The following is a 26,534-nucleotide window of genomic DNA, read 5'->3' as shown; positions in this document are numbered from 1 at the left end:
CCGTCGTTCACATAAGCGCCCTTCCAATTCCACGACCGCCGCGCATTCCGCCGAAAAGCCGCGACGGGTCCGCGGCGATCTTCCGGCGGTCTTCCCGCGACTCTCCGGGTGATCAATTCGGGATACCTTCCCGAGCGTCCCGCCGGACGGGTGACCGAGCCTCGAACGGAGTAGACGAAGTAGACTGCTGAGAACCCGGCAAATCGGGACTTTCGTCCGCTCCGAAGGGGGTTGTGAGGCGGGTAACGCCCGCGATTCCGGGCGCCCGCGCAGCCGCTCCCACCTGCGAATACCCCCTTCCGGAAGCTGTCCGCAGCACGTCCCTGTCGCTGTTGTCAAGCCCCGAGATATGCCCTGACCTGCGAAAACGCCATTCAGAAGAAGCCGTTCTCGTGTTACCCTGGATAGCCACGGAAGGGGTACCTGTCACATGACGTTCAAGGTTGGCGACACCGTGGTCTATCCCCATCACGGGGCCGCGCTGATCGAGGCCATCGAAACTCGCCAGATCAAAGGCGTGGACAAGACCTACTTGGTGCTCAAGGTCGCCCAGGGCGACTTGACGGTTCGTGTGCCGGCGGACAATGCGGATCTCGTCGGTGTGCGCGACGTGGTCGGTCAGGACGGGCTGGACCGGGTCTTCGACGTGCTGCGCGCGCCGTACGCCGAGGAGCCGACGAACTGGTCCCGTCGCTACAAGGCAAATCTCGAGAAGCTCGCCTCCGGCGACGTCATCAAGGTCGCCGAAGTGGTGCGTGACCTGTGGCGCCGCGAGCGTGAGCGCGGTCTCTCCGCCGGAGAGAAGCGCATGCTGGCCAAGGCTCGCCAGATCCTGGTGAGCGAGCTGGCTCTCGCGGAGAACACCAACGAGGACAAGGCCGAGGCCCTGCTCGACGAGGTCCTCGCGTCCTGATGCGCGTCCTGCTGCGAAGCAGGGCCTGAGGCCGGCTGTCCGGCGCCAGGCGCACGTGCCCACGGTGCAGAACTGAATGCCGCGGTGCCCGCTGACCCAGCTGGAAGGTTGTGTCGCCGGGCACTGCGGCATGTTCGCCGCGCCCGTCGTCGGTGGTCGTTCCGTCCCCGCTGCGTGTCCCCCCGTCCCCTGCCCTCCGGCGTGCCGGGCCGGGCGGACGGCCGGCTCGACCGGTCGTCACGGAAGGGTCCGGTCGAGGGCGTCGCGCCCGGCGGTCCCCAACCCTCGGTCGGGGTACGCCCAGGCCATACCCATATCGGCCGAGTGAACAAACCTGGCCATGTCAATTCCCCCCGGGCACGCCGAAAAAATGGGGGCCGCCCTCATCCGGCTTCCGGCGGCTTCCCGCGACTTTGATCTCCGGAGTGGAACCGATGTCAGAACAGACGCGCACGGGCCGCACCGCCGTGGTGATTCCCGCGGCAGGCCGGGGCGTACGGCTCGGCCCGGGCGCCCCCAAGGCGCTCCGCGCGCTCAACGGCACGCCCATGCTGATCCACGCCGTACGCGCCATGGCGGCCTCGCGCGCCGTCTCGCTCGTCGTCGTGGTCGCCCCTCCGGACGGCGCCCCGGAGGTCAAGAACCTCCTCGACACGCACGCGCTCCCCGAGCGGACCGACTACCTGGTCGTGCCGGGCGGTGACACCCGCCAGGAGTCCGTGCGCCTCGGCCTCGAAGCGCTGCCCGAGACCGTCGGCACCGTCCTCGTGCACGACGCGGCCCGCCCGCTCGTCCCCGTCGACACCGTCGACGCCGTGATCGCGGCCGTACGCGACGGGGCGCCGGCCGTCGTCCCCGCCCTGCCGCTCGCCGACACCGTCAAGGAGGTCGAGCCGCGGGAGAAGGGCGAGCCCGAACCCGTCGTCGCCACGCCCGAGCGCGCGCGGCTGCGCGCCGTGCAGACGCCGCAGGGCTTCGACCGCGACACGCTCGTCCGCGCCCACGAGACCGTCGCGCTCGGCGGTGAGGGCGCCACCGACGACGCGGGAATGGTCGAGCGCCTCGGTGCCCCGGTGGTGGTCGTGCCCGGTCACGAGGAGGCGTTCAAGGTGACCCGTCCGCTCGACCTCGTCCTCGCCGAGGCCGTTCTCGCCCGCAGGAGGGCCAACGATGGCTTCTGACGCGCCGGTGCCGCCCGCGGTGCCCGCCCCCGCACTGCCGCTCGTCGGCATCGGCACCGACGTCCACGCGTTCGAGCAGGGCCGCGAGTTGTGGTGCGCGGGGCTCCTCTGGGAGGACTCCGACGGCTGGGGCCTCGCCGGCCACTCCGACGGGGACGTGGCCGCCCACGCCGCCTGCGACGCCCTGTTCTCCGCCGCGGGCGTCGGCGATCTCGGGGCCCACTTCGGGACCGGCCGGCCCGAGTGGTCCGGTGCCTCCGGCGTCACGCTGCTCGCCGAGGCGGCGAGGATCGTCCGCGCCGAGGGCTTCGAGATCGGCAACATCGCGGTGCAGGTCATCGGAGTGCGCCCGAAGATCGGCAAGCGCCGGGACGAGGCGCAGAAGGCGCTGAGCGCCGCGGTCGGCGCCCCGGTCGCCGTCTCCGGGACGACGACCGACGGGCTCGGGCTGACCGGCAGGGCCGAAGGGCTGGCCGCGATCGCCACGGCACTCGTCTTCCGCGCGTCCTGAGCCGAACGGGGCCGTGGGTGGGGTAGACGCGGTTGTGACGTCAACGAATTCCTGTGCACGCATTCCAGCGCGCCGAAGTCCAGGAAGGACCGCACCGTGACCGCCGTACTCAGCGCAACGCTCAAGGAAATCCTCGACAGCCCCGTGTTCGTCGACATCGCCACCGTCCAGCCCGACGGCAGTCCCCAGGTCTCGCCGGTCTGGGTCAAGCGGGACGGCGACGAACTGCTGATCTCCACGACCCTCGGCCGGCGCAAGGAGCAGAACCTCCGGCGCGACCCGCGGGCCAGCGTGGTCGTCCAGCCCTTCGACCGGCCGTACGTCTACGCCGAGGTCCGGGGCACCGTCACCCTCACCGAGGAGGGCGGCCAGGAGCTGATCGACGAGCTGTCGATGAAGTACACCGGCAAGAGGTACGCGGAGTTCAACCCGGAGTCGGGCAAGGACGCGCCGCGCGTGGTCGTCCGGATCACGCCGCGGAAGGTCGTCGGACCGCTCGCCTGAACCGGCCGCCGGCCGTGGACCGCCTCCCGGTCACAATCCGGTCCCCGCGTCCCACGAGGGCGCGGGGCACTGCCGACGGCCCACTACTCTTGAGGCGTGACTATTCGGCTGTACGACACCGGCGCCCGGCAGATCCGTGACTTCGTCCCGCTCACGCCGGGCTGTGTCTCGATCTACCTGTGCGGCGCGACCGTGCAGTCCGCTCCGCACATCGGGCACATCCGGTCCGGACTCAACTTCGACATCATGCGCCGCTGGTTCGAGTACCGCGGCTACGACGTCACGTTCGTCCGCAATGTGACGGACATCGACGACAAGATCATCGCCAAGGCCGCCGACCAGGGACGCCCCTGGTGGGCGATCGGGTACGAGAACGAGCGCGCGTTCAACGCGGGCTACCAGGCGCTCGGCTGCCTGCCGCCCAGCTACGAGCCGCGCGCCACCGGCCACATCACCGAGATGGTCGAGATGATGCGCGGCCTCATCGAGCGCGGCCACGCCTACGAGGCCGACGGCAACGTCTACTTCGACGTGCGGTCGTTCCCCGGCTACCTCGAACTCTCCAACCAGGACATCGACGATCTGCGTCAGCCCGCCGGGGACAACGAGACCGGAAAGCGCGACGCACGCGACTTCGCCATGTGGAAGGCGGAGCGTCCGGGCGAGCCGTCCTGGGAGACCCCGTGGGGGCGCGGCCGGCCCGGCTGGCACCTGGAGTGCTCGGCCATGGCCCACAAGTACCTGGGCTCCGCCTTCGACATCCACGGCGGCGGGCTCGACCTGGTCTTCCCCCACCACGAGAACGAGATCGCGCAGGCCAAGGCCTTCGGCGACGACTTCGCGTCGTACTGGGTGCACAACGCCTGGGTGACCATGAGCGGCGAGAAGATGTCGAAGTCGCTCGGCAACTCGGTCCTGGTGAGCGAGATGGTGAGGAACTGGCGGCCCATCGTCCTGCGCTACTACCTGGGCACCCCGCACTACCGCTCGATGATCGAGTACAGCGAGGAGGCCCTGCGCGAGGCCGAGTCGGCGTTCGCGCGGATCGAGGGATTCGTCCAGCGGGTCACCGAGAAGGCGGGAAAGACGGTCGCTCCCGCCACCGAGGTGCCGTCCGCGTTCGCCGAGGCCATGGACGACGACCTGGGCGTCCCGCAGGCGCTCGCGATCGTCCACACCACCGTGCGCCAGGGCAACTCGGCGCTGGCCGCCGACGACAAGGAGGAGGCCGTCGCCCGGCTCGCCGAGGTGCGCGCCATGCTCGGCGTCCTCGGCCTCGACCCGCTCGACCCGCACTGGGCCGGCGAGGCCGGCCGCGGCGAGGACCTGCACGGCGTGGTCGACACCCTCGTCCGGGTCGTCCTCCAGCAGCGCGAGTCGGCGAGGGCCCGCAAGGACTGGGCCACCGCCGACGCGATCCGCGACCAGCTGAACCAGTCCGGGCTGGCCGTCGAGGACGGCCCCGACGGCCCGCGCTGGACACTCGCACCGCGCTGACCGGCGACAATGTGCCGCCCGGGGGTCCGGGCGGCACACTTTCATACGTACGCACACACGCACATGGGACCCGAGCGGCACCGTCCGGGACCCATGAGGATTCAGGGAAACAGGTAGTCATGGCCGGGAACAGCCAGCGCAGGAACCGCCGCACGTCCAACAAGAAGGGCGCGACGGTCGGCAGCGGTGGCAAGCGGCGCCGCTCCCTCGAGGGCAAGGGCCCGACCCCGCCCGCGTCCGCGCGCAAGGGCCATGTGAAGAACCGCATTGCCAACGCCAAGGCCAAGCAGGCCCAGCGGCGCCCGGTGGCCCGCCGAGGCGGCAAGGGCTCGTCCGAGATGGTCGTCGGACGCAACCCCGTCTTCGAGGCGCTGCGCGACGGCGTGCCCGCGACGACCCTGTACGTCCAGCAGTTCATCGACAACGACGAGCGGGTGCGCGAGGCGCTGCAGCTCGCCGGGCAGCGCGGCAACATCCACCTGATGGAGGCGCCGCGCGCCGAGCTGGACCGGATGACGAACGGCCTCAACCACCAGGGCCTCGTCCTGCAGGTCCCGCCGTACGAGTACGCCCACCCCGAGGACCTCGCCGCCGCCGCCTTCGACGACGGGGAGGACCCGCTGATCGTGGCCCTCGACGGGGTGACCGACCCGCGGAACCTGGGCGCGGTCGTCCGTTCCGTCGCGGCGTTCGGCGGACACGGCGTGGTGGTGCCGGAGCGCCGGGCGGCGGGCATGACCGCCGGAGCGTGGAAGACCTCCGCCGGTACCGCGGCCCGTACTCCGGTGGCCCGTGCCACCAATCTGACCCGGGCCCTGGAGGCCTACCAGAAGGCAGGCATCACCGTGGTCGGCCTCGCCGCGGACGGCGAGGTCGAGGTCGGCGAGCTGGAGGCCCTCGACGGGCCGGTCGTCATCGTCGTCGGCAGCGAGGGCAAGGGCCTGTCCCGACTCGTCGGCGAGACCTGCGACTTCCGCGTACGTATCCCCATGCCGGGCGGGGCGGAGTCCCTCAACGCCGGTGTCGCGGCGGGCGTGGTCCTCTACGAGGCGGCGCGCCGCCGGGGCTGACGGGGTCGGGCGCCTCCGCGCCGGGTCGGCAACGCGCCGGCGGGGCTGACGGGGTCGGGCGTCCGCGCCGGGTCGGCAACGCGCCGGTGGGGCCGCCGGCGCGCGCCTCCGCGGCCCGGGTGGTGCGGGCGTCGGCGCATGTCGGGGGCGCATCCGCGGTGCGCACTCCGCGCCGGGCCGCAGGGCGGCAACCGAGCCGGGAACGATCTTGACGGGTCTCGGACATTCCGGGGCCGTCAAGGCAGTGTCCTAAGGACAGGTCACTCGGTTAGATGAGTGTGGACACCAGAACGCCCCGGCCCGGGTTCGACGATCAGCTCCCCCTGAACACCCCCAAGGTGGACTGCGACCCGGCGCAGGTCATCGTGAACCACGCCAGCTTCCGGGTGAAGCTCGGCCCCAGTCAGACCAGGCGCCCCGTCCGGGGGATGGTCGACACCACCAGGATCCCCGCCCTCAGCGGTGCCGGTGCGCGTACCGTGGCCCGGCGCCGGGCCCCCGTCGTATGGAGCGGGAAGTCCGCCCCGGGCGACCCCGGGGCCTCGGGGCTGCTGCAGGCCGTGCGCAGTGCGGGATCCGTCACCCACGCCGGCCGCGGGTACGACGGCCGTCCCGCGTTCGACGACACCCGGGCCTTCGACGGCGGGCACGGCCCCGACCTCGGCGGCGCCACGCAGGTCATGCCCCGGGTCGACGTGGCCCCCGCCCCGGACACCCTGGCCACTCCCGTCATCGGCGCCCAGCGCCGGGGGCCGTTGCTGCCCCCGATGCGGCAGGCGGAGGGCGCGTACGACGCCTACGGGCCGTACGGCGAGGAGGCCGAGGAGGCGACCGACTTCGGTCCCGACGACGGCCGTGACCCCCGCGACGGCCGCCGGACCGCGACCGCCTCGCACGGCGGCGTCCGGCACGCCTACTACCCCGGCCGCCGGATGAACCTCGGCGTCGTCCTGCTCCCGCTCCGCGTCTTCCTCGGCCTCATCTCCATCTACGCGGGCATGGGCAAGCTCTGCGACCCCGTCTACTTCGACGGCGGCGAGCGCGGCTCCATGATCAAGTGGCTGGCCTCCCTGGAGCCCTGGGCCCTCGCGGAGCCCCTGCGCGACTTCGCCCTCGCCCATCCGGTCGGCGCTGGACTCACCGTCGCGTTCCTCCAGGTCGTCGTCGGCGTCCTCACCGTCCTCGGCCTGTGGCAGCGTGTCGCGGCCGTCGTCGGCGCGTCGCTGTCCGCCGCCCTGATCATGACCGTCAGCTGGCGGACCGTCCCGGTGTACGACGCACCGGACATCATGAACCTCGCCGCCTGGTCGCCGCTGGTCATCGCCGGCGCACCCGTCTACTCCGTCGACGGCCGCCTCGCGGGCGAGGCCTGGCGCAAGCTCGGCCCGCGTTCCGAGCTGTGGGAGCTGCGGCGCCGGGTGCTGCGGCGTGGTGGCATCGTCGCCGCCGTCGTGGTCGGTCTGACACTGCTGGTGGGCTCGGTCCTGGGCGGCGCCGTACGCTCCACGGAACTCGTGACCGTCCCCGGTCCGAACGCGGACCCGACCAACCACCTTCCGGGCGCGGCACTCCCCAGTGAGTCGGGTCGGCGCAGCCCGACCCAGCAGGCCGAGCGGAGCGCCCAGCCCGCCAGGAGCGAGTCGAGCAGCCCCGCCGCGGAGCGGGCCGAGCCGTCCGAGACGGCCGGCGAGACCGGCAGCGCCGGCGAGGTGGGCCGGCCCAGCGAGTCCCGTGGCACCGACGGGCAGCAGGCCCCCGTCCAGTCCGAGCCGGTGGACCCGCCGTCCGGCAGCTCGGGCCCGTCCTCGTCCGGCGCCGGCGACTCGCGCGGCACGGACGGCGGTACGGGTGGTTCGGTCGGAGGCTCCGACGGCGGAGGCGGCAACGGCGGTGCGGGCGGCGGCAACGGCGGTGGCAGCGGCGGCGGCAACCGCAACCCGATCGGCGGTCTCCTCGGCTGAACGGCCGTTCCGCGATCCCCGGGCCCGTGGCCCGGGGCGCGGCGTCGGATGCGGTGCATCGCGAGGCGGAGAGTCGTCCTGGTACCGGTTCTGTTCCGGTGACGCGACGAGGTGGCGAGGTGCCGTGCGGGGCGTCGCGAGCCGGTGAACCCGTCCGGTCACGGCACTGGGCGTACAGGAGCGGGACCGGCGGCCGGAGGGGAGGGGTGGTCATCGAGCGCCATGACGCTCGATGACCACCCCTTCGTCGATGACGGGCCCCGCGGGTCCGGGGCCTCCGGCCCTTGCTCGCCTCCGGCCCTCATGGGCCCGCGTTCGCAGGGGGAGCCCGGCGGCGGACGCGGCGCGCCGAACCGGCGCGCGGCGGGTAGCGGTGCGGTGCTGCCGGGGCGTGCGCGGTGCAGCGGTGCGAGGGGCGGGAGGCGCGTTGCGAGAGGTGTGCCGGTGCCGGGTGCCGGGGCGGGGCGCGGGTGCCTCAGCGCGGCTGGGAGGTGAGTTCCCTCGCGGCCTCGGTGAGGTCCTTGGCCGTGTCGATCGCCCGCCAGTACGCGCCCTGTGGCAGCGGGAACCCGGCCAGTGAGCGCTCCCGTGCCAGCCGGGGGAACGTGGTCCGCTCGTGGTCGCCGCGGTCGGGCAGCAGATCGGTGAAGGCCGCCGAGAACACGTACACGCCGGCGTTGATCAGGTACGGCGACGGCGGCGACTCGATGAAGTCGAGGACGTGCCCGAACTCGTCCGTCTCCACGGCGCCCCACGGAATACGGGGGCGGGCCAGGGCGAGCGTGGCGGTGGCGTCGCGTTCCGCGTGGAAGTCGGCCATCTCGCGCAGCGAGAAGCGGGTCCAGATGTCGCCGTTCGTCGCGTACCAGGGCTCGTCCGGGTGCGGGAGGCTCTTCGCGGCGTGCTTCAGTCCACCGCCGCGGCCCAGCGGCTCCGTCTCGACCACGGTCGTGACGCGCAGCGGCAGTACGGCGGAGTCGAGCCACTCCTGCAGCACTTCGGCGAGGTGTCCGCACGAGACCACGACGTCCGTGACGCCCTCGGCAGCGAGCCAGGAAAGCTGATGGCCGATGATCGGGGTCCCGGTTCCGGGGATCTCGACCATCGGCTTGGGGCGGTCGTCGGTGTACGGGCGCAGCCGGGAGCCCTGGCCGCCCGCCAGGACCACGGCCTGGGTCGGATGGGTCTGCATAGGGGCACGATATGCGGTGCCCCTCCCAGGGATCCTCCGGCCCCGCCCCTCCGGCCGCTCCCGGCCGGGCGGGGCGTCAGCCGCCCCAGTTGCCCTGCGCCTGCTGGGAGACGCCGCTGGCGAAGGAGGTGTCGCAGACGGGTCGGGAGAACGACTGGGCGCGCGTGGGCCCGTAGCGGGCGACGGCGGCACGGCCCAGGTCGCGGGCGATCGTCATGCAGTGCCGCGCCAGTGACGGACGGCCCTCGACGGCGCGCTGGAGATTGGTGAGCGCGACCCCCGGGTCCTTCTGCTGCAGGTCCGTGAGGAGCTTCTCGCGGAGCACCTCGTGCGGGGCGCGGGACGCGGCGCGGACCGATACGTTCTCCGAGGACGCGGTGAGCATCTGGGACTCGGTGCTGCGGTTGGCCCACGGGACGCTGGTGACCGCCAGGGTTCCGGAGAGCACCAGGACGACGGGCAGGACGAGGGCAAGAGTACGGCCGATACGGCGGGCTGCTGTCTGGGTCACGCAGGCGAGCGTAGCGGCCGGTAGTGATGTGGGGACATTTAGTCACCCCCGCGAGGGATGGTTCGAGGGAATCTTTCGAATCGCGGGTTGACGCCGGTGTGGGAATTGCCCGGTTTGGCGGCGCTTATTGGTATATGGAAGCGGCCCCCTCGCGGAGGGCGAGGGGGCCGCTTCCATATACCGTCGTTCGCTCAGTCGCTCAGTCGCTCAGTCGCTCAGTCGCTCGCCCGTCGACGTCGAGAAGACGTGCGTCTCGCCCGGCCGCGGGACGACGTGCAGCTCCGAACCCTTCTCGGGCACGGACCGGCCGTTGACGCGGACCACGAGGTCCTTCTTCTCGCCGCCGACCTCGGCGGTGCCGTAGACGTAACCGTCCGCACCGAGTTCCTCGACGACGTTCACGGTGACGGCGAGGCCCGCCGGAGCGTCGTCGGCGTCCTTGGACAGCGATCCGGCGGCCGCTCCGTTCAGCTCCACCACGTCGAAGTGCTCGGGGCGCACGCCGACCGTGACCGTGCGGTCGCCGCGGTCCGCGGCCGCCGACAGCGCCTCGCGGCTCACCGGGACGACGCTGTTGCCGAACTTCACACCGCCGTCGGTGATCGGCACCTCCACCAGGTTCATGGCCGGGGAACCGATGAAGCCGGCGACGAACAGGTTCGCCGGGCGGTCGTACATGTTCCGCGGCGAGTCGACCTGCTGCAGCAGACCGTCCTTCAGCACGGCGACGCGGTCGCCCATCGTCATGGCCTCGACCTGGTCGTGCGTCACGTACACCGTGGTGATCCCGAGGCGGCGCTGGAGGCTCGCGATCTGCGTACGGGTCGAGACGCGGAGCTTGGCGTCGAGGTTCGACAGCGGCTCGTCCATGAGGAACACCTGCGGCTCCCGCACGATGGCGCGGCCCATCGCCACGCGCTGCCGCTGACCACCGGACAGCGCCTTCGGCTTGCGGTCCAGGTACTCGGTCAGGTCGAGGATCTTCGCGGCCTCCTCGACCTTCTGCCGGATGGTGGCCTTGTTGACGCCGGCGATCTTGAGCGCGAAGCCCATGTTGTCGGCGACGGTCATGTGCGGGTAGAGCGCGTAGTTCTGGAACACCATGGCGATGTCCCGGTCCTTCGGCGGGAGGTGGGTGACGTCGCGGTCACCGATGCGGATCGCTCCGCCGTTGACGTCCTCGAGCCCGGCGAGCATTCGCAGGGAGGTCGACTTTCCGCAGCCGGACGGACCGACGAGAACGAGGAACTCGCCGTCCTCGATCTCGATTTCGAGGCCGTCGACCGCGGGCTTCGTGGAGCCCGGGTAGATCCGGGTCGCCTTGTCGAACGTGACAGTGGCCATGATGATGCGTCCCTTCACCGGCAGGAACGTGCCGGACGATCCGAGTAAAGGAAGGATGGGTCTAGTCCACCGAAGTGAACTTCGGGTGACGGTACCCTGCGCCGGCCGTTCTGTCAGTAGTCGAGGGCACCGGAACTCCCGGCGGGCACGCGCGCCGATCCGGTTACACTCGTGCGCAGTGCCTCCTTAGCTCAGCCGGCCAGAGCAACGCACTTGTAATGCGTAGGTCGTCGGTTCGAATCCGACAGGGGGCTCCGTGAGAAGGCCCAGCTCGGTATCCCTGAGCTGGGCCTTTTCGTTCGGCGGACGCGGCGACGGCGGCGGGAGGGGGCTCGCTCGGGTGTCGGCGGTCTCGGTCGTGGTCCCGGTGGGGGCCGGATCGGGCGCCGGGGGAGCGGGCGATGTCAACGGCGGCGGGAGGCCCGTTCTCGCCGTTCCCGGCGGCCGTTCGCCGTCCGGGCGCGCCGGACACGGGTCAGTGGCGGCCCGAGATCCGGTCCGCCAGGGTGGCGATGCGTGCCGTCTCCGCCGTGTGGTGGGTGAGTTCACGGCGGTCGGCGCTGCGGTAGGCGGCGTAGAGGGTGTGGACGCCGAGCCAGCGGAGGGGTTCCGGTTCCCACTTGCGGACCTTGTGGTTGACCCAGGGGAGCGCGGTGAGGTCGGTGGGGCCTGACTGGCCGGAGTCCTGCTGGATGAGGTCGCGGAGGGTGCGGGCGGCGAGGTTCGCCGTCGCCACGCCGGAGCCGACGTAGCCGCCCGCCCAGCCGAGACCGGTTGCGCGGTCCAGGGTGACCGTGGCGCACCAGTCGCGGGGGACGCCGAGGACTCCGGACCAGGCGTGGGTGATCTGCGCGCCGGTGAGCTGGGGGAAGAAGCGGATGAGCACCGCCCGCAGGGCGTCGACGGTGGCGGCACTCGTGCTGCCGTCGTTGTCCGTTCGGGAACCGTAGCGGTAGGGGACCCCCCGGCCGCCGAGCGCGATCCGGTCGTCGGAGGTGCGCTGGGCGTACATGTACGCGTGGGCCATGTCGCCGAGGGTCTCGCGGCCGGACCAGCCGATCTCCTCCCAGACCGAGGCGGGCAGCGGCTCGGTGGCGATCATGGACGAGTTCATGGGCAGCCAGGTCCGTCGCAGGCGTGCCAGCGAGGCGGTGAAGCCCTCGGTGCAGCGGATGACGTAGGGCGCGCGGACCGTGCCGTACGGGGTGACCGCGTGCTTGGGCCTGATCTCCGTGACGGGGGTGGACTCGTGGACGGTGACGCCGAGTGCCTCCACGGCGGTGGCGAGCCCCTTGAGGAGCTTCACGGGGTGCAGCCGGGCGCCGTGCGGGGTCCAGCTGGAGCCGACGGCTCCGGCGACACGGACGCGCTCCGCGGTCTCCCGGGCGCCGTACAGTTCGCGGTCCTTCTCGCCGAAGGCGAGCTCGGTCGCGTGGAAGGCCCTGAGGCGGGAGAGCTGGGCGGGGGTGTAGGCGACCTCGAGCACACCGCCCTGGTGGATGCCGGCGTCGATGCCCTCCTCCGCGGCGGTGCGGATCACCTCGTCGACCGTGTCGTTCATGGCCTGCTGCAGGCGTACGGCGGCGTCGTTGCCGTGGAGGCGGGCGTAGCGGTCGCGGCCCGCGATGCCGTTGTAGAGCCAGCCGCCGTTGCGTCCCGAGGCGCCGTAGCCGCAGAACTTGGCCTCGAGGACGGTGATGTTGAGGAAGGGGACGGCCTTCTTGAGGTAGTACGCCGTCCACAGCCCTGTGTATCCGCCACCGACGATGCACACGTCGGCGGTCGTGTCGCCCGGCAGGGGTTCGCGCGGTGCGGGTATTCCGTCGTCCGCGTACCAGAAGGAGATGCCGCCGTTGATCGTGCTCGTCATGGGGCGTTCGTACACCGGTGGCTGCTGGACTGTCCAGGTGGGGCGGGGCGGGGACGGTCGGTCGTACGATTCCACCGTGATCGAGGTCCCGGACGGTCTGGTCGTGTCGCAGCTCCGGTACAACGGCGAGGCGGGCAAGAGGTTCGTCGCGGCGCTGCCGGGCCTGGCCGAGGACCGGTTCGACGCGGACGCGACGAACCGGCGCTTCGACCTGCTGACCGAGCGGCTGGGGCTCGACCGGGAGCGGGCACGGGCGTGGACGCTGGGGCGGGTCCTGCGGAACGGGTTGTGGGACGCGGAGGACGGCGAGAGACGGCTCCGGCCGGAGCAGGTGTCCATCGCCCGTAACCTGCCGGCGCGTTGACCGGGAGGGCGCGCGGGGGTGGGGCGCGCGCCGGTCGGGAGGGTCACGGGACCAAAACGACTTTGCCCATCGTGCCGCGCGTCTCCAGGGCGCGGTGCGCGGAGGCCGCCTCGGCCAGGGGGAAGCGGTGGACGGCCGGGCGCAGCCGGCCGGTGGTGGCCTCGGCGAGGGCGCGTGTCTCGAGGGCGCGCAGACCGCCGGCCTTCTCGAGCATGGCGGGGCCGAGCACCGACTCGGACGTGATGCCGCGTTCGGCGAGTTCCCGTTCGGTGAAGGTGAGGGCGGAGCCGTCCCGGATGCCCTGGCTGGACCAGCCGAAGACGATGTGGCGGCCGCCCTTGCCGAGCAGGTCGACGGCGGCTCGGCCGGTCTCCCCGCCGACCGAGTCGTAGACGACGGTGGCGGCCCTGCCGCCGAGGTTGGCGCGGACCTCGCCGGGCCAGTCGGGGAGCGTGTAGTCGACGGCGAGATCGGCGCCGTTGGCGGCGACGCGCGCGGTCTTCCCGGGGCCGCCGGCGAGGCCGACGACGGTGGCGCCCGCGTTCTTGGCGTACTGGACGAGGAGGGTGCCGATGCCCCCGGCCGCGGCGGGGACGATCACGACGGACTCGGGGCCGAGTTCGGTGTACTGGAGGATGCCGAGGGCGGTACGGCCGGTGCCGATCATGGCGACCGCCTCCGCCTCCCCGAGCCCGTCGGCGATCTCGTGGAGCCGGCCGGCGTCGGTGACTGCGAGTTCGGCGTAGCCGCCGGGAGCCATGCCGAGGTGGGCGACGACGCGCCTGCCGAGCCAGCTCTCGTCGGTGCCCTCGCCGACGCGGTCGACGGTTCCGGAGACCTCGCGGCCGGGAACGGTGGGCAGCTCGACGGGTCCCGGGAAGGGCCCGGGCATGCCTTCGCGCAGGGCGGCGTCGAGGAGGTGGACCCCGGCGGCGGCGACGGCGATCCGGACCTGGCCGGGCCCGGGCTCCGGGTCGTCGACGGTCTCGTGGACGAGGTTGTCGGCCGGGCCGAAGGCATGGAGTCGGACGGCGTGCATGGTGGCTCCCCGTGCTCGGTGCGAGTGCCCGGGCGCCGGATCGGTACGGGAGAAGGGGTGTCCCGCGTTCCGTACCGGGCGCCGTGCGGCGTCGGTGGGCCCACTCTTCAACCTCAAGCAAGGTTGAGGTCAAGCCCTGTGGGGCGGGGTTCCCGGTCGGGTCCCGCTCAGGTGCGGACGCCACCCGGCCGTGGCGCAGAAGGCGCAGCAGCACGGCGGGCGGGGCACGGCGGAGCCGTCCGCCGCGGTGGAGCCGCAGCAGGGCCGCTTCGCGCGGAGGGAGAGGGGCGAGTGGGCCGATGAGGTCGCGCTGGGGCGTGCTTCCAAAGTCCCGTCTGGGCGGGGGCGGCGACGCTGCCCTCGAAACACGCCCTGGGCCGGCCAGGTCCGGTGCGGGCCACCCACGTGGAGGGCGTGGGGTCCCTCGCCGGCGCGGTGCGGGCCGTTCGCGTGCGAGCCCGGCCGCCGGGTGTGCGATGGGACGCGTGGAGGGTGACGCGGGCGCCCGACTCCGCGGCGCCTCGGCTGCGATGGCCGCGGCGAATCCGGCGCCGACGACGGTGATGCGGGCTGGGTGGCCACGGTCTGCTCCATTCGTCGTCCTGCCCCGGGGACGGACGGCCGGGCCGGCTTCATGACATCGGGGCCGGGGCGCTGTCAGTGGTGTGCGCCACCATGGGCCCATGGTGCGGAGGACCGGGAAGACACGGGTGGCGGCGGCGCGGCGGCCGGATGTGCGGCTGCCGCCGCTGCGTCCGTACGACGGCGGCGGGCTGGAGCCGGACGGCGACTACGACGGGGTGGAGCTGGCCGGCCTGGATCTGTCGGCCGGGGACGGGGCGGGCGCGCGGTTCCTGGACTGTGCGCTGCGGGACTGCGTGCTGGACGGGACCTCGCTGGTGAACGCGCGGTTCATCGACTCGGTTCTCACGGGCGTGCGCGGAGTGGGGACGGACCTCGCGGGCGCCTCCCTGCGGGACACGGAGGTCGTGGACGCGCGGCTGGGCGGCGTGCAGCTGCACGGCGCGGCGGTGGAGCGCGTGGTGGTGCGTGGCGGGAAGATCGACTACCTGAACCTGCGCAACGCCCGGCTGACGGACGTGGTGTTCGAGGGGTGCGTGCTGTCGGAGCCGGACTTCGGTGCCGCCCAGCTGGAGCGGGTGGAGTTCCGCGACTGCGTGCTGCGCGGGGCGGACTTCGGCGGAGCCCGGATGCGGGACGTCGATCTGCGACGGGTGACCGAGCTCGTCCTCGCCCGGGGCGTGGAGGGGCTGTCGGGGGCGGTGATCAGTACGGCCCAACTGCTCGATCTTGCACCTGCGTTCGCTGCGCAGGCGGGAGTGCGTGTGGAGGACTGAGCGCGAGGTGTGCCGCAGGCGGGCTCCTGCGGGGCGTGGGCGGAGGAGGAAGCCGGGTGCCTCAGGGCAGGCGGGGGAAGCGGGCCTGGAGGTCCCAGACGACGGGGTTGTCGGCGAGCCCCTCGTGCATGTCGGTGAGGTCGGCGACGAGGTCGTGCAGGAAGTCCCGTGCCTCGCGGCGCAGTTCGCCGTGGTTGAAGGTGAGCGGTGCCTCGTCGCCGGGCATCCAGTCGGCCTCGACGTCCACCCAGCCGAAGCGGCGCTCGAAGAGCATGCGGTCGGTCGACTCGGTGAAGTCGATCTCCGCGTACTGCGGCTGCGCGGCCCGGCTGCCCTTGGGGTCCCGGTCCAGCCGTTCCACGATGTCGCACAGTGCCCACGCGAAGTCGAGCACCGGAACCCATCCCCAGGCGGTAAACACCTCACGGTCGGCCTTGGTGTCGGCGAGGTAGACGTCGCCGCAGAAGAGGTCGTGGCGCAGGGTGTGGACGTCCGCGTTCCGGTAGTCGGTCTGCGGAGGGTCCGGGAAGCGCCGGGAGAGGGAGTAGCCGATGTCGAGCACGCTCCGATGGTGTCACGGCGAAGCGGTTCGCTCGCACGTTCGGGCGATCGTCGACGGATCCCGGGCGAGCGCCGCCCCCAGGTGGGGAGTGTCGCTCCAGCCGAAGGGGTCCGCCGTGGCGCTGCCTGTTCCCGAGCACGAACCGTACGAGGCCCACGACGACACGCCCGACTGTGCGTCCCTCGTCATGTCGGCGAGGAACAAGATCACCGGCATGGCCGTGGAGGAATCCTTCGACCTCGACACCGGCAGGTTCTGAGGGGGCGGCGGCGCGGGGGCCGACGTCAGCGCACCGCGGGCGCTCATGGCGGCAGCCCGCTGCTCCTTCGCCACCGCCGCCGTGCCCGCCCGGGTGTCGACGCCCAGCTCGGCGCAGACAGGGCCGGAGGCCCTGCCCGGGCGGAGGCGCGCTCTTCCCCGGCGGAGGCGCGCCGCCCTCCTCGTCCCGAGGGCCCGCACCCGCCACCGTGCGGCAGATCACAGCACCGCCCGACGGAGTCGGACATTCCGCACATAGGATCGCCATGTGGACCAGCGATCCCTCCTCCGCGCCCTGTCGCCCGTCGCCGCCCTCCTCGTGCTCACGGCTTCGGCCTGCACGGAGGGCGGCGACGGGGCCGGCGTCGGAGGAAGACCCGGAGCCGCGGGGCTTGGTGATCCCTACTTCCCCGAACTGGGCAACGGCGGCTACGACGTACAGCACTACGACCTCGCCCTCGACTACGACCCGAAGCCGAACCGGCTGCGCGGCACCGCGACCCTCACCGCTCGTGCCACCCAGGACCTCAGCGCCTTCAACCTCGACCTGCACGGACTGACCGTGGACGGCGTGACCGTGAACGGCGCCCCGGCCGCGGTCGACCGCGCGGGGAACGAGGTCGGTGTCCGCCCACGCGAGGCGATCGCCGACGGCAGCACCTTCAAGACAGTCGTCAGGTACTCCGGCAGCCCGAGGACCGTGAAGGACCCGGACGGCTCCGAGGAGGGCTGGCTGAAGACCGAGGACGGGGCCCTCGCGCTCGGGGAACCGCAGGGCTCGATGGCCTGGTTCCCGGGCAATCACCACCCCAGAGACAAGGCCACCTACGACGTCACCGTGACCGTGCCGAAGGGGCTCACCGCGGTCTCCAACGGGGAGCTCAGGTCCCGGCGGCCCGTGGCGGGCGGTAGCAGGACCGCCTTCGCGTGGCACTCGCCCGAGCCGATGGCGAGCTATCTCGCGACCGTGGGCATCGGCGAGTACGACGTGAAGACCTCACGCCCCGCGCGGGGCGTGCCCGAGTTCACGGCCGTGGACAGGACAGTCTCCGCGCAGAGCGAGAAGGTGCGCGCCCGTATCCCGGAGGTGCTGGAGTGGGCGCAGGAGAACTTCGGCCCGTACCCCTTCTCCTCCACCGGGGCGATCGTCGAGCGAGCCGACGACGTGAACTACGCGCTGGAGACGCAGACGCGGCCCGTGTACCCGGCCGGCGCCTTCAACGAGGAGTTCCTCGTCCATGAACTGGCCCACCAGTGGTACGGCAACTCGGTCTCGCCGAAGGCGTGGAAGGACGTGTGGCTGAACGAGGCCTTCGCGACGTACGCGGAATGGCTGTACGACGAGGACTTCCGGGGCATCCCGGCGCAGAAGCGCTTCGAAAAGGCATTCAAGGACGACGGCAACTGGGCGTTCCCGCCCGCCGAACCGCCGACGGACGACCTGCTGGGGGCGCCGGTGTACGGGCGCGGCGCGATGGTCCTCCACAAGATCCGGCAGGCCGTCGGCGAGGACGCGTTCTTCGCCCTCCTGAAGGGCTGGTCGCAGGAGCACCGCCACGGCAATGCGTCCACCGAGGACTTCACCGCCTATGTGGAGGAGAACACCGGAGAGGACCTGACCGGGCTGTGGGACGTCTGGCTGTACGGCGAGGGCAGGCCCGCGAAGCCGTAGCCCGCGCCGTTTCCGCCCGTTGGCGACGGATGGTCGCGGCCGCGGGCGTGGGCGACGGCCCCTTCGCCGGCGAGGGCAGTTTCCGTGGCCGTGGCCGGGGGCGACGGCGGTTTCCCCGGTCGTGGCGCATGTGCCGGAGGTCCCGGCCGGGACGGCGGACGGGACCTCCGGGGCGCGTGGGTCAGACGTTGACGCCGAAGTCCTGGGCGATGCCGACGAGGCCCGAGGCGTAACCCTGGCCGACCGCGCGGAACTTCCACTCCGCGCCGTTGCGGTACAGCTCGCCGAAGACCATGGCGGTCTCGGTGGCGGCGTCCTCGCTCAGGTCGTAGCGGGCGATCTCCGCGCCGCCCGCCTGGTTCACGATGCGGATGTAGGCGTTGCGCACCTGGCCGAAGTTCTGGCCGCGGTTCTCGGCGTCGTAGATGGAGACCGGGAAGACGATCTTCTCCACGTCCGCGGCGAGGCCGGACAGGTTGACGTTGATCTGCTCGTCGTCGCCGCCGCCCTCTCCGGTGCGGTTGTCGCCGGTGTGGACGATGGACTGGTCCGGCGTCGACTTGTTGTTGAAGAAGACGAAGTGGCCGTCGGAGACGACCCTTCCGCCGTTGTTGACCGCGATCGCGGAGGCGTCGAGGTCGAAGTCGGTGCCGGTGGTGGTGCGGACGTCCCAGCCGAGGCCCACCGTGACGGCGGTCAGGCCCGGTGCCTCCTTGGTGAGCGAGACGTTGCCGCCCTTGGACAGGCTTACAGCCATGGGGAGGTCCCTTTCCTGGTCGAGTGCAGTGCGGTCGGGCTTCGTGCTTCCCGAAGCTACCGTCACCGTCCATAACGCGGACCGGGTGCCACCGGGTTCCCCCCGGTCCGTGAAAAGAACGTGACGCGGGTCGTCCGTGGACGCGACCATGGGACGTATGTCCGGGCCGTATCTCATCCGAGGCTCCGTCTCCCTGCCGGAGGCCGAGCTCATGTGGCGTTTCTCGCGGTCGTCGGGTCCCGGCGGTCAGCACGTCAACACGAGCGACTCCCAGGTGGAGCTGCGCTTCGACCTCGCGGCGACGGAGGCACTGCCGGCCGTGTGGAAGGCACGGGCGCTGGAGCGGCTCGCGTCCCGGCTGAACGGCGGCGTGATCAGCGTCCGGTCGTCCGAGCACCGCTCCCAGTGGCGGAACCGGGAGGCGGCGGCCGTCCGTCTGGCGGCGCTCCTCGCGGAGGCCAGCGCTCCGCCGCCGCGGCCGCGGCGGCCCACGAAGATCCCCCGCGGCATCAACGAACGCCGTCTGCGGGAGAAGAAACGCCGGGGGGACACCAAACGAGGCCGGAGCGCCCGCGACTGGTGACCGGGGTGAGCCCGTCGCCCGGTTCCGCCCCGGACCGTCCCCGGGCCCGGCCGTCGGTGCTCCCGAGCCCCCGCCGCCCCGGGCCGTGGACGGGCCCCGCGCCGCACCCGGACGGGCCCCGTGCCGTGCCCGGACGCGACCGCGAGGCCCCGGCCGGACGGCCCTCCGCCCGGCCGGGGCCTCGCGCGTCAGCCCAGGTGCCGGTAGCGCCCCCGGAAGTAGGTCAGGGGGCCGGCGTCCGATCCGGGCAGGCCCGCCTTCAGGACGCGGCCGATCACGAGGGTGTGGTCGCCGGCCGCGACGCGCTGCTCGGTGCGGCACTCGAGGACCGCCAGCGCCCCGCCCATCAGGGGCGCGCCGCACAACTCCCCGCGGGTGCAGGCGAGGTCCTCGAAGAGGAGCCGGTCGCTGATGCGTCCCTTCATCGAGAACCGCCCGGCGATGTGCCGTTGGCTCTCGGACAGCACCGACGCGCCCCACATGGGCTGTTCGGCCAGCAGGTCGTCCATGCGCGAGCCGTTGCGCAGGCTCACGAGGACCAGCGGCGGGTCGAGCGAGACGGACATGAACGCCGTCGCGGTCATGCCGACGTCCTCGCCGCGCGGCCCGTCCTCGGTCAGGGGTGGTTCGTGCGCCGTGATCAGTACCACTCCGGCGGCCAGCCGGGACATCGCGGCACGGAACTCGTCGTCGCTCACCCCCTCAGCATGGAGGATGGTCGCGGGACTCGGGTTGGGACTCGTCTGTGGCACGGCCGAACGCTAACCTCGTCCAGCGGTCCGTCACATCGGGCCAGAGGACCAGCCGGGTCCTAGGACTCCGGGCCGGGGAGCCCCCCGGTCGGCCGGACTCCCGTCCCGCTCCCCCGGTGCCCGTCCGGATTTGCGTTCAGGAAGGACGGAAGACCTCCGCGGCGCGTGTGCCCCCCATCGTCATCTGTTGTGACTTGAGTCACAGAGACCAGTAATTGTTGACCCTGTGTACCGGGTGGACAGCTCGCTGTGATTCAGTGGCGGGGACACTGCGCCAAAAGGGTGCACCAGCGAAGTCGATGAGGAACCTGGAGTCAGCTGTTCGAGGTCTCGGGGAGAGCGAGCGATGGAGACCGAGTCGGAGCCGTACGTCCGTCTTGCGACCCTGAGGCAGCTGCATCAGGTCGTGGCGAACCTCAACACGGCCCGCAGTCTGGCGGACACGCTGCAGACCGTCGCCGACGGCATCGTGGCCGGCCTGGGGTACGAGCTGGCATGCGTCAATCTCGTACGCCCCGACGGGGATCTCGTCGTCGCCGCCTTCGCCGGGAACACCGCGGCTGAGGCCCTGATCACCGGACGCGTCGGCTCCCGCACCTCCTGGGAACGCCGGCTCGGCATGGGCGAGGCCTGGGGCGAATTGCGCTTCATACCCCACACCGAGGGCTGGGTGCTGCTGGAGGACGACGTTCCGCAGTGGTACACGGAAGGCCCCGAGCCGCGCTTCGAGGGCGAGTGGCACCCCCAGGACCGGCTCTACGCCCCGATGTACGCCTCGGGTGGCGGACGCGAACTGCTCGGCGTCATCTCGGTCGACAAGCCCCGCAACGGACGCCGGCCGGGCGCATGGGGCCAGGAAGCGCTCCAGATGTACGCGTCCCAGTCGGCGATTGCGATCAGCAACGCCCGGCTTCGAGCAAACATGCAACGCGCGTTGGTCCGCCTGGAGCGCGAACAGCAGGCCCTGCGCGCCAGCGAGGAGTCGTTCCGGCAGGCGTTCGAGTACGCGCCGAGCGGTATGGCCATCGCGGAGATGGGCGGCGACCAGCACGGCCGGCTGCTCCGCGCCAACGACGCCCTCTGCCGGCTGCTCGGCCGCCCCGCGTCGGCGATGCGCCGCTACTCCTTCGCCGACCTCGTCCACCCCGAGGACATAGGCACCCTGCTGCGGACCTCCGCCGAGGGCGGCCGCGCCGAGCTGCGCCTCGGCCGTCGCGACGGCACGTACGTCTGGGTGTCGCTGCGCAACTCCGTCGTCGCCGACACCGCCGACGGCCCCCGCTTCCTGCTCACGCACGTCGAGGACATCGAGGAGCGCAAGCGGCACGAGCTCCACCTCGCGCACCGGGCCAGCCACGACGCGCTGACCGGCCTGCCCAACAACGCCGAGCTGCGGGCCCGGCTCAGCGCCCGGCTGTGCGAGCGGCCCCAGGGGGTGCGACAGGAGGCCGGCCGGACCCTGGACGTGCCGCAGTACCCGTACGGCGACTACGCGGACGGGGGTTACGGCGAGAACGGCTACGCGGGTGGATACGGCGAGGGCGACGCCGACGGCGCCTTCCGCACCGACGGATTCGACTTCGACGGGCCCGGCATCCCCTACGACCATCATGTGCACGCCACCGCGCCCGCCACGGACGGTGAGACCGACGACGGCACGAAGGGCCTCGCCGTGCTCTTCTGCGACCTGGACGGCTTCAAGTCGATCAATGACCGCTTCGGGCACAACACCGGCGACGCCGTCCTGATCGAGGTCGCGCGCCGGCTGACCACCGGTGTGCGGGACGGGGACACCGTCGCCCGGCTCGGAGGTGACGAATTCGTCGTCCTCGCCGACGGCCTCGGCGCCGCCGACGCCGCCGACCTGGCCGTTCGCCTGCGGAACGCGATCATTCCGCCGATCCGGGTGGACGGAAGGGCGGTCCGGGTCGGGGCGAGCTTCGGGATCGGCTGGGCGGTCTGCGGCATGTCCGTCGAAGAGGTGCTGCAGTCCGCCGACCAGCGGATGTACATCGAGAAGCGGTCCCGGGCCAAGGTCCACAGACGCGCCGGATAGCGGTAGCGGGGGAACCGGTCGGGCCCCGAGCACCGTCCTTGGAGTAGCTCAGACGGGGTAGGCTCGGCCGGTCGGCGACGGCTGGCGAGCAAGGATAGGAGTGACCCAGGGATGACGGCCGGGAACAACGGCGCGAGCAAGCCCGAGGACGACGATCCGTTCGGCTACCTGTACGCGGACGGGCAGCAGGCGGGCACCTCAACTCCCCGACAGGGCGGCTACGGCTACCCCGGTCCGGCCGCCCAGCCCGGTGTGCCCAGGACGTCGTACAACCAGGTCAGAACGGTCGGCGAGCGCCAGTACGGCCAGCAGCCGCAGGCCGGGCAGCAGTACGGCCAGGTCCCGCACCAGGCCCAGTACGGCCAGCAGCCCAGCCCCCAGTACGCGGCGCCCGAGACCTACCCCGGCGGCGCCCCGACCCGCCAGGTCCCGATGCCTCCCGGCGGCGGGAACGGCCGGGGTCGCGGGCCGAACACCAGGGGCCTGCTCATCGGTGCGGTCGCCGTCGTGGCCGTGGTGGTGATCGGCATCACCGCCGCCCTGTGGACCAGCGGCGGCGACGAGAAGGACGACCCGCGGGCCGGCCGGAACAGCACCGCACCCGCGGACCAGGTCGGCCCGAGCGAGGACCCGGCGAAGGACGACGAGGAGAAGCCGGTCGAGCTGCCGAAGCAGGACGCGGCGACGCTGCGTCTCGGCCCGCCTGCGGCACTGGCCAAGGACATCAAGGGCGCGGAGGGCGCCGACGGCGCCTATGTGACCGGCTTCAACGCGGTCGGTGCCTCGGTCACATGGAACGCGAACATCGCGCAGGAGGGCCAGTACCGCCTCTATGTGCGGTACGCCATTCCCGCCAAGGACGCCAACGCGACCCTCACCGTCAACGGCAAGGCGAACAGCAATCCCGTCGGCCTGAAGAACTTCATCGGTTCCAGTGACCCGAACTGGGAGAAGAACTGGCAGACCACCTGGGCCCCCGTGAACCTGAAGAAGGGTCAGAACGAGATCAAGCTCTCGTGCGAGCAGGGCAACCAGTGCGACGCGATCCTCGACTACCTCGAGGTGCGGACCGGCGCCCCGAACTGATCGCTCGCTCCGTGTGAGCCGCGCCCCGGACGGAACGCGCTTCCACCGGGGCGCGTCGTCGTTCCCGGCCCGGACTGCGGTCGACGACGAGGCGCCGTCGTTCCCGGGCCGCGGCTGCCGGCGGGGGCGCGTCGTCCCTCCGGGCCCGGACCGCGGCCGTCGGCGGCGTGGCACGGTTGCGTGCGGATGTGTGCCGTCGTTCCCCGGGGGATCCTTCCGTGCGGACGTGGTCTGATCCGCACTCTGACGTCACGCCGCCGGGGCGTGCTCCGTCACCGTGATCCTGGCGAGCAGGTCCTCGTAGGAGGCCCGGTCGAAGTCGCCCGCGGTCGGCGCGAGGACCGTCGCGGTCGCGAGCGCCACCGCGCGGACGAGGCGGTCCGGCCAGGGGAGGGACTCGACGAGGCCCGAGAGCAGCCCGGCCACGGCCGAGTCGCCGGCGCCGGTGGGGTTGCCGAGGACCTTCCCGGGCGGGACGGCCTGCCAGATGCCCTCCGGCGTGGCGGCGAGAATGCCGTCGGGGCCGAGGGAGGAGACCACCGTGCGGGCGCCACGGCGGCGTGCGGCGTGCGTGGCGCGCAGCGGCTCGCGGGAACCGGTGAGCTGGGCCAGCTCGTGGGCGTTCGGCTTGACCAGGTCGGGGCGGGCCGCGATGCCGCGGCGCAGCGGTTCGCCGCTGGTGTCCAGCAGGGCCGGGACCCCGGCCGCACGGGCCCGGCGGACCAGTTCGGCATAGGCTCCGACGTGGATGCCCGGCGGGAGGCTGCCGCACAGCGCGACCGCCTGGGCCCTGCGCAGCAGCGAGTCGTAGGCGGTGAGGAACGCGGTCCATTCCTCGGGCGTGACCGTGGGGCCCGGCTCGTTGAACTGGGTGGTGTCACCGGTCGAGGCGTCGACCACGGCGAGTGTGCGCCGGGTGTTACCGGCGACCGGCACGAGCGCGTCGCGCACGGGGAGCCCGGCCAGTCGATCGCGCAGGGTCTCGCCGTTGGGGCCGCCCGCGAAGCCGGTGACGACCGCCTCGTGGCCCAGTGCGGCCAGCACCCTGGCGACGTTCAGCCCCTTGCCGCCCGGGCGTTCGCCGACCTCGGAGACCCGGTGGGAGCTGTGCGGGACGAGGGAGGCAACGCGGTACGTCAGATCGAGGGCGGCGTTGAGCGTGACCGTGAGGATCAACGTGACACCCCCTGAGCATGCGTGCGCCTTCGCCGGACGGGTCCTGATCATGCCAAAAACCGGGCGGTTGGCCCAGTCCCCCGTACGCCAACCGCCCCCGACACGCCGCGCTCCGGCCGTTATGGCTCGACCACCCATGCGCCCTTGCGCATCACGCCCCTGAGCATGAAGCCGGCGTCCAGCACGACGAGGTCGGCGTCCTTGCCGGGCTCGATCGACCCCACCCTGTCGTGGAGGCCCAGCAGCCGGGCCGGGTTCGCGGAGATCGCCTGGACGACGTCCTCGACGGGCAGCCCGTCGACGGTGGCGGCCCGGCGGAACGCGGTGTCGAGGGTGAGGGTGGAGCCGGCGATCGAGCCGCCCTCCACGAGCCGGGCGACGCCCTCCTTGACCTCGACCTCCAGCGGCCCCAGGTGGTAGACGCCGTCGCCGAAGCCCGCCGCGTCCATCGCGTCCGTGATGAACGCGACCCGCGAGGCGCCCGCGCGGTGGAAGGCCAGCTCCAGGGCTGCCGGGTGCAGATGTGTACCGTCGTTGATCAGCTCCACGGTGACCCGCTCGTCCTCCAGCAGCGCGGCGATCGGCCCGGGTGCCCGGTGGCCGAGGGCGGGCATGGCGTTGAAGAGGTGCGTGGCGACCGTGGCGCCCGCGTCGATCGCCGCGACGGTCTGCTCGTAGGTGGCGTCGGTGTGCCCGATCGCGGCGATCACGCCGTGCTCGGCGAGCAGTCGTACGGACTCGATCCCACCGGGCAGTTCGGTGGCGAGGGTCACCATCCGCGCGGTGCCGCGGGCGGCGTCGAGCAGCTTGCGCACCTCCGCCGGGTCGGGGTCGCGCAGCAGTTCCCCGCTGTGGGCGCCCTTGCGGCAGGGGGAGATGAACGGCCCCTCGAAGTGGATGCCGGCCAGGTCGCCCTGCTCCACCAGCTCCGAGAGGAAGCCGGCGCGGCGGGTCAGGAAGTCCATGTCGCCGGTCACGGTGGAGGCGACCGTCGTCGTGGTGCCGTGCTCGTGGTGGGTGCGTACGCCGGTGAGCACGTCCTCGGCCGACCCGGAGGTGAACGAGGCTCCCCCGCCCCCGTGGTTGTGCATGTCCACGAAGCCGGGGACCAGCCAGTGGCCGGACAGGTCGACGCAGGGGGCGTCGGCGGGGGCGTGCCCGGCGATCCGGGTCCCCTCGACGGTCACCCGCCCGTTCTCGACGACCCCGGTGGGCAGCACCACCCGGGCGCCCGTGAGAACCATCCGGTCGGCCATCAGCCGGTTACCTCCGTGGTGAGTGTGTCGGACGTGTCGAGCTGGTCCCAGGCGAGGAGCCCGGCGCCGAGGCAGCCGGCGGTGTCCCCGAGGGCCGCCGGGACGATCGCGGGCAACTTCTGGAAGGTGACCCGTGCCTCCACCGCGGCCCGCAGCGGTGTGAACAAGGTTTCTCCCGCCTCCGCCAGCCCGCCACCGACGATCAGCGTCCGGGGGTCCAGCAGGGTGAGGGCGGTGACCAGCCCGTCGGCGAGGGCGTCGACCGCCTGCTGCCACACGTGTGCCGCGGTCCCGTCCCCGGAGGCGACGGCCTTGGCGCAGTCGGCCGCGTCGGCCTCCGGGTCGCCGCTCGCCGCCGCCCACGCGCGGGACACGGCGGAGGCCGAGGCGAGTGTCTCCAGACAGCCGCGCCGGCCGCAGCCGCACTCCGGGCCGTCGGGCCGGACGACGATGTGGCCGATCTCGCCGGCGCAGCCGTGGGCGCCCTCCTCGATCGCGCCGCCGATGCCGATGGCCCCGGCGATGCCCGTGCCGAGCGGGACGAACAGGAAGCGGTCCGTGCCGCGGCCCGCCCCCACGCGGCCTTCCGCGAGACCGCCGGTGCGGACGTCGTGGCCGAGGGCGACGGGCACTCCGCCGAGCCGCTCGCGGAGCAGCGCGCGCAGGGGGACGTCGCGCCAGCCGAGGTTGGCCGCGTAGACGGCGACGCCGTTCGAGGTGTCGACGATGCCGGGCACCGCGACACCGGCTGCCACGGCGCTCCGGCCGTACCGCTCCTCGCCGTGGGCGCGCAGCTCCGCGGCGAAGCCGAGGACGGCCTCGACGACGGCCTCGGGCCCGCGTTCCCTGCCGGTCGCCCGGCGTGCCTCGTACAGCAGCGTGCCGTCCGCCCCGACGAGCGCGGCCTTCATCCGGGTGCCGCCCACATCGAGGGCGATGACGTGTCTCACGCGTACAGTCTCGCGCGTCGGACCAGAAAAGGTCTAGTCCACTGCTTCGGTTGTTGCGCGCACACACAAAGCGGTGACCGGTCCCGTTTCGCAATCGTCCTCGATGTGGTG

General features: G+C 72.4%; 24 protein-coding genes, 1 tRNA gene and 1 pseudogene. 15 read left to right on the top strand and 11 right to left on the bottom strand.

The window, feature by feature from the left end:
- Positions 1 to 430 precede the first annotated feature (430 nt).
- From AB0J10_RS23285 to AB0J10_RS23255, 7 genes are all read left to right on the top strand, one after another.
- On the top strand, positions 431 to 913 hold the full coding sequence (locus AB0J10_RS23285; protein WP_017945956.1) for a CarD family transcriptional regulator: 483 nt from the start codon (positions 431 to 433) through the stop codon (positions 911 to 913).
- A gap of 434 nt (positions 914 to 1,347) precedes the next feature.
- The gene (gene ispD / locus AB0J10_RS23280) at positions 1,348 to 2,094 is read left to right on the top strand and encodes a 2-C-methyl-D-erythritol 4-phosphate cytidylyltransferase (RefSeq protein WP_363064407.1); all 747 of its coding nucleotides are present in this window, start codon (positions 1,348 to 1,350) and stop codon (positions 2,092 to 2,094) included.
- Entirely contained in the window at positions 2,084 to 2,605 is a 522-nt protein-coding gene (gene ispF / locus AB0J10_RS23275; RefSeq protein WP_363064406.1) for a 2-C-methyl-D-erythritol 2,4-cyclodiphosphate synthase, read from the top strand. Before ispD ends, ispF begins: the two co-directional genes overlap by 11 nt.
- 96 nt (positions 2,606 to 2,701) lie before the next feature.
- On the top strand, positions 2,702 to 3,109 hold the full coding sequence (locus tag AB0J10_RS23270; RefSeq protein WP_363064405.1) for a PPOX class F420-dependent oxidoreductase: 408 nt from the start codon (positions 2,702 to 2,704) through the stop codon (positions 3,107 to 3,109).
- Positions 3,110 to 3,205: 96 nt separating this feature from the next.
- Positions 3,206 to 4,606 (top strand): cysteine--tRNA ligase, encoded by a 1,401-nt coding sequence (gene cysS, locus AB0J10_RS23265; RefSeq protein WP_363064404.1) that lies wholly within the window; start codon positions 3,206 to 3,208, stop codon positions 4,604 to 4,606.
- A gap of 119 nt (positions 4,607 to 4,725) precedes the next feature.
- Positions 4,726 to 5,676, top strand: coding sequence for a 23S rRNA (guanosine(2251)-2'-O)-methyltransferase RlmB (gene rlmB, locus AB0J10_RS23260; RefSeq protein ID WP_363064403.1), 951 nt, complete (start codon positions 4,726 to 4,728; stop codon positions 5,674 to 5,676).
- 272 nt (positions 5,677 to 5,948) lie between these two features.
- The gene (locus tag AB0J10_RS23255) at positions 5,949 to 7,637 is read left to right on the top strand and encodes a DoxX family membrane protein (protein ID WP_363064402.1); all 1,689 of its coding nucleotides are present in this window, start codon (positions 5,949 to 5,951) and stop codon (positions 7,635 to 7,637) included.
- 475 nt (positions 7,638 to 8,112) lie between these two features.
- On the opposite strand, the gene AB0J10_RS23250 is transcribed toward AB0J10_RS23255, so the two are convergent.
- The 3 genes from AB0J10_RS23250 to ugpC all read right to left on the bottom strand — a co-directional run bounded on the left by AB0J10_RS23250 (position 8,113) and on the right by ugpC (position 10,684).
- Positions 8,113 to 8,829, bottom strand: coding sequence for a nucleotidyltransferase family protein (locus AB0J10_RS23250; protein ID WP_363064401.1), 717 nt, complete (start codon positions 8,827 to 8,829; stop codon positions 8,113 to 8,115).
- A gap of 76 nt (positions 8,830 to 8,905) precedes the next feature.
- Positions 8,906 to 9,340: a hypothetical protein gene (locus AB0J10_RS23245; RefSeq protein ID WP_363064400.1), complete on the bottom strand. Its 435-nt coding sequence runs from the start codon at positions 9,338 to 9,340 to the stop codon at positions 8,906 to 8,908.
- 207 nt (positions 9,341 to 9,547) lie between these two features.
- Complete coding sequence (ugpC, locus tag AB0J10_RS23240; RefSeq protein WP_363064399.1) at positions 9,548 to 10,684, bottom strand: sn-glycerol-3-phosphate ABC transporter ATP-binding protein UgpC; 1,137 nt, start codon at positions 10,682 to 10,684, stop codon at positions 9,548 to 9,550.
- Between the two features lie 180 nt (positions 10,685 to 10,864).
- Here ugpC and AB0J10_RS23235 point away from each other — a divergent pair.
- Positions 10,865 to 10,938, top strand: a tRNA-Thr gene (locus AB0J10_RS23235).
- A gap of 221 nt (positions 10,939 to 11,159) precedes the next feature.
- Here AB0J10_RS23235 and AB0J10_RS23230 read toward each other — a convergent pair.
- Positions 11,160 to 12,554, bottom strand: coding sequence for an FAD-dependent oxidoreductase (locus AB0J10_RS23230; protein ID WP_363064398.1), 1,395 nt, complete (start codon positions 12,552 to 12,554; stop codon positions 11,160 to 11,162).
- A gap of 172 nt (positions 12,555 to 12,726) precedes the next feature.
- Between AB0J10_RS23230 and AB0J10_RS23225 the strand changes: the two are divergent.
- A pseudogene (locus tag AB0J10_RS23225) lies at positions 12,727 to 12,918 on the top strand (hydroxyurea phosphotransferase); the annotation flags it as partial.
- A gap of 43 nt (positions 12,919 to 12,961) precedes the next feature.
- Here the strand turns inward: AB0J10_RS23225 and AB0J10_RS23220 are convergent.
- Positions 12,962 to 13,957: a zinc-binding dehydrogenase gene (locus tag AB0J10_RS23220; RefSeq protein ID WP_363064397.1), complete on the bottom strand. Its 996-nt coding sequence runs from the start codon at positions 13,955 to 13,957 to the stop codon at positions 12,962 to 12,964.
- A 683-nt stretch (positions 13,958 to 14,640) separates the two neighbouring features.
- Between AB0J10_RS23220 and AB0J10_RS23215 the strand changes: the two genes are divergently transcribed.
- Positions 14,641 to 15,315, top strand: coding sequence for a pentapeptide repeat-containing protein (locus AB0J10_RS23215; RefSeq protein WP_363064396.1), 675 nt, complete (start codon positions 14,641 to 14,643; stop codon positions 15,313 to 15,315).
- A 61-nt stretch (positions 15,316 to 15,376) separates the two neighbouring features.
- Here the strand turns inward: AB0J10_RS23215 and AB0J10_RS23210 are convergent, their stop codons facing one another.
- Positions 15,377 to 15,877 (bottom strand): hypothetical protein, encoded by a 501-nt coding sequence (locus tag AB0J10_RS23210; protein WP_363064395.1) that lies wholly within the window; start codon positions 15,875 to 15,877, stop codon positions 15,377 to 15,379.
- Between the two features lie 115 nt (positions 15,878 to 15,992).
- On the opposite strand from AB0J10_RS23210, the gene AB0J10_RS23205 reads away from it, so the two are divergent.
- Together AB0J10_RS23205 and AB0J10_RS23200 are read left to right on the top strand one after the other, a co-directional pair.
- Positions 15,993 to 16,136 carry a hypothetical protein gene (locus AB0J10_RS23205; protein WP_363064394.1) on the top strand — a complete coding sequence of 48 codons (144 nt, stop codon included), beginning with the start codon at positions 15,993 to 15,995 and terminating at the stop codon, positions 16,134 to 16,136.
- Between the two features lie 267 nt (positions 16,137 to 16,403).
- Positions 16,404 to 17,807 (top strand): M1 family metallopeptidase, encoded by a 1,404-nt coding sequence (locus AB0J10_RS23200; RefSeq protein ID WP_363064393.1) that lies wholly within the window; start codon positions 16,404 to 16,406, stop codon positions 17,805 to 17,807.
- A gap of 181 nt (positions 17,808 to 17,988) precedes the next feature.
- On the opposite strand, the gene AB0J10_RS23195 is transcribed toward AB0J10_RS23200, so the two are convergent.
- On the bottom strand, positions 17,989 to 18,564 hold the full coding sequence (locus tag AB0J10_RS23195; protein ID WP_363064392.1) for a TerD family protein: 576 nt from the start codon (positions 18,562 to 18,564) through the stop codon (positions 17,989 to 17,991).
- Positions 18,565 to 18,712: 148 nt separating this feature from the next.
- On the opposite strand from AB0J10_RS23195, the gene arfB reads away from it, so the two are divergent.
- Positions 18,713 to 19,147: an alternative ribosome rescue aminoacyl-tRNA hydrolase ArfB gene (arfB, locus tag AB0J10_RS23190; protein WP_363064391.1), complete on the top strand. Its 435-nt coding sequence runs from the start codon at positions 18,713 to 18,715 to the stop codon at positions 19,145 to 19,147.
- A gap of 188 nt (positions 19,148 to 19,335) precedes the next feature.
- On the opposite strand, the gene AB0J10_RS23185 is transcribed toward arfB, so the two are convergent.
- Positions 19,336 to 19,899: a flavin reductase family protein gene (locus AB0J10_RS23185; protein ID WP_363064390.1), complete on the bottom strand. Its 564-nt coding sequence runs from the start codon at positions 19,897 to 19,899 to the stop codon at positions 19,336 to 19,338.
- Positions 19,900 to 20,245: 346 nt separating this feature from the next.
- On the opposite strand from AB0J10_RS23185, the gene cdgB reads away from it, so the two are divergent.
- Both cdgB and AB0J10_RS23175 read left to right on the top strand, forming a co-directional pair.
- Positions 20,246 to 21,955, top strand: a complete 1,710-nt coding sequence (cdgB, locus tag AB0J10_RS23180) for a diguanylate cyclase CdgB (RefSeq protein WP_363064389.1) — start codon at positions 20,246 to 20,248, stop codon at positions 21,953 to 21,955.
- 111 nt (positions 21,956 to 22,066) lie between these two features.
- The gene (locus AB0J10_RS23175) at positions 22,067 to 23,041 is read left to right on the top strand and encodes a CBM35 domain-containing protein (protein ID WP_363064388.1); all 975 of its coding nucleotides are present in this window, start codon (positions 22,067 to 22,069) and stop codon (positions 23,039 to 23,041) included.
- Between the two features lie 249 nt (positions 23,042 to 23,290).
- On the opposite strand, the gene AB0J10_RS23170 is transcribed toward AB0J10_RS23175, so the two are convergent.
- The 3 genes from AB0J10_RS23170 to AB0J10_RS23160 all read right to left on the bottom strand — a co-directional run bounded on the left by AB0J10_RS23170 (position 23,291) and on the right by AB0J10_RS23160 (position 26,423).
- Entirely contained in the window at positions 23,291 to 24,217 is a 927-nt protein-coding gene (locus tag AB0J10_RS23170; protein WP_363064387.1) for a 1-phosphofructokinase family hexose kinase, read from the bottom strand.
- 119 nt (positions 24,218 to 24,336) lie between these two features.
- A complete protein-coding gene (gene nagA, locus AB0J10_RS23165; RefSeq protein WP_363064386.1) occupies positions 24,337 to 25,473 on the bottom strand; it encodes an N-acetylglucosamine-6-phosphate deacetylase in 1,137 nt (378 codons plus the stop codon).
- Positions 25,473 to 26,423 carry an ROK family protein gene (locus AB0J10_RS23160; RefSeq protein ID WP_363064385.1) on the bottom strand — a complete coding sequence of 317 codons (951 nt, stop codon included), beginning with the start codon at positions 26,421 to 26,423 and terminating at the stop codon, positions 25,473 to 25,475. Before AB0J10_RS23160 ends, nagA begins: the two co-directional genes overlap by 1 nt.
- Positions 26,424 to 26,534: the final 111 nt, after the last annotated feature.

Origin of the sequence: Streptomyces sp. NPDC049887, from assembly GCF_040656535.1 — a bacterium.
Lineage (GTDB): Bacteria > Actinomycetota > Actinomycetes > Streptomycetales > Streptomycetaceae > Streptomyces.
The sequence above is the reverse complement of the archived record's forward strand: the minus strand, read 5'-3'. Positions and strand labels throughout refer to the sequence as shown.

What these genes read in the sequence shown, in the direction of transcription:
- AB0J10_RS23285 (WP_017945956.1), top strand. Translation starts at nt 431, where the DNA reads ATGACGTTCAAGGTTGGCGACACCGTGGTCTATCCCCATCACGGGGCC.
- ispD (WP_363064407.1), top strand. Translation starts at nt 1,348, where the DNA reads ATGTCAGAACAGACGCGCACGGGCCGCACCGCCGTGGTGATTCCCGCG.
- ispF (WP_363064406.1), top strand. Translation starts at nt 2,084, where the DNA reads ATGGCTTCTGACGCGCCGGTGCCGCCCGCGGTGCCCGCCCCCGCACTG.
- rlmB (WP_363064403.1), top strand. Translation starts at nt 4,726, where the DNA reads ATGGCCGGGAACAGCCAGCGCAGGAACCGCCGCACGTCCAACAAGAAG.
- AB0J10_RS23255 (WP_363064402.1), top strand. Translation starts at nt 5,949, where the DNA reads ATGAGTGTGGACACCAGAACGCCCCGGCCCGGGTTCGACGATCAGCTC.
- AB0J10_RS23250 (WP_363064401.1), bottom strand. Translation starts at nt 8,829, where the DNA reads ATGCAGACCCATCCGACCCAGGCCGTGGTCCTGGCGGGCGGCCAGGGC.
- ugpC (WP_363064399.1), bottom strand. Translation starts at nt 10,684, where the DNA reads ATGGCCACTGTCACGTTCGACAAGGCGACCCGGATCTACCCGGGCTCC.
- AB0J10_RS23230 (WP_363064398.1), bottom strand. Translation starts at nt 12,554, where the DNA reads ATGACGAGCACGATCAACGGCGGCATCTCCTTCTGGTACGCGGACGAC.
- AB0J10_RS23220 (WP_363064397.1), bottom strand. Translation starts at nt 13,957, where the DNA reads ATGCACGCCGTCCGACTCCATGCCTTCGGCCCGGCCGACAACCTCGTC.
- AB0J10_RS23215 (WP_363064396.1), top strand. Translation starts at nt 14,641, where the DNA reads ATGGTGCGGAGGACCGGGAAGACACGGGTGGCGGCGGCGCGGCGGCCG.
- AB0J10_RS23195 (WP_363064392.1), bottom strand. Translation starts at nt 18,564, where the DNA reads ATGGCTGTAAGCCTGTCCAAGGGCGGCAACGTCTCGCTCACCAAGGAG.
- arfB (WP_363064391.1), top strand. Translation starts at nt 18,713, where the DNA reads ATGGGACGTATGTCCGGGCCGTATCTCATCCGAGGCTCCGTCTCCCTG.
- cdgB (WP_363064389.1), top strand. Translation starts at nt 20,246, where the DNA reads ATGGAGACCGAGTCGGAGCCGTACGTCCGTCTTGCGACCCTGAGGCAG.
- AB0J10_RS23175 (WP_363064388.1), top strand. Translation starts at nt 22,067, where the DNA reads ATGACGGCCGGGAACAACGGCGCGAGCAAGCCCGAGGACGACGATCCG.
- nagA (WP_363064386.1), bottom strand. Translation starts at nt 25,473, where the DNA reads ATGGCCGACCGGATGGTTCTCACGGGCGCCCGGGTGGTGCTGCCCACC.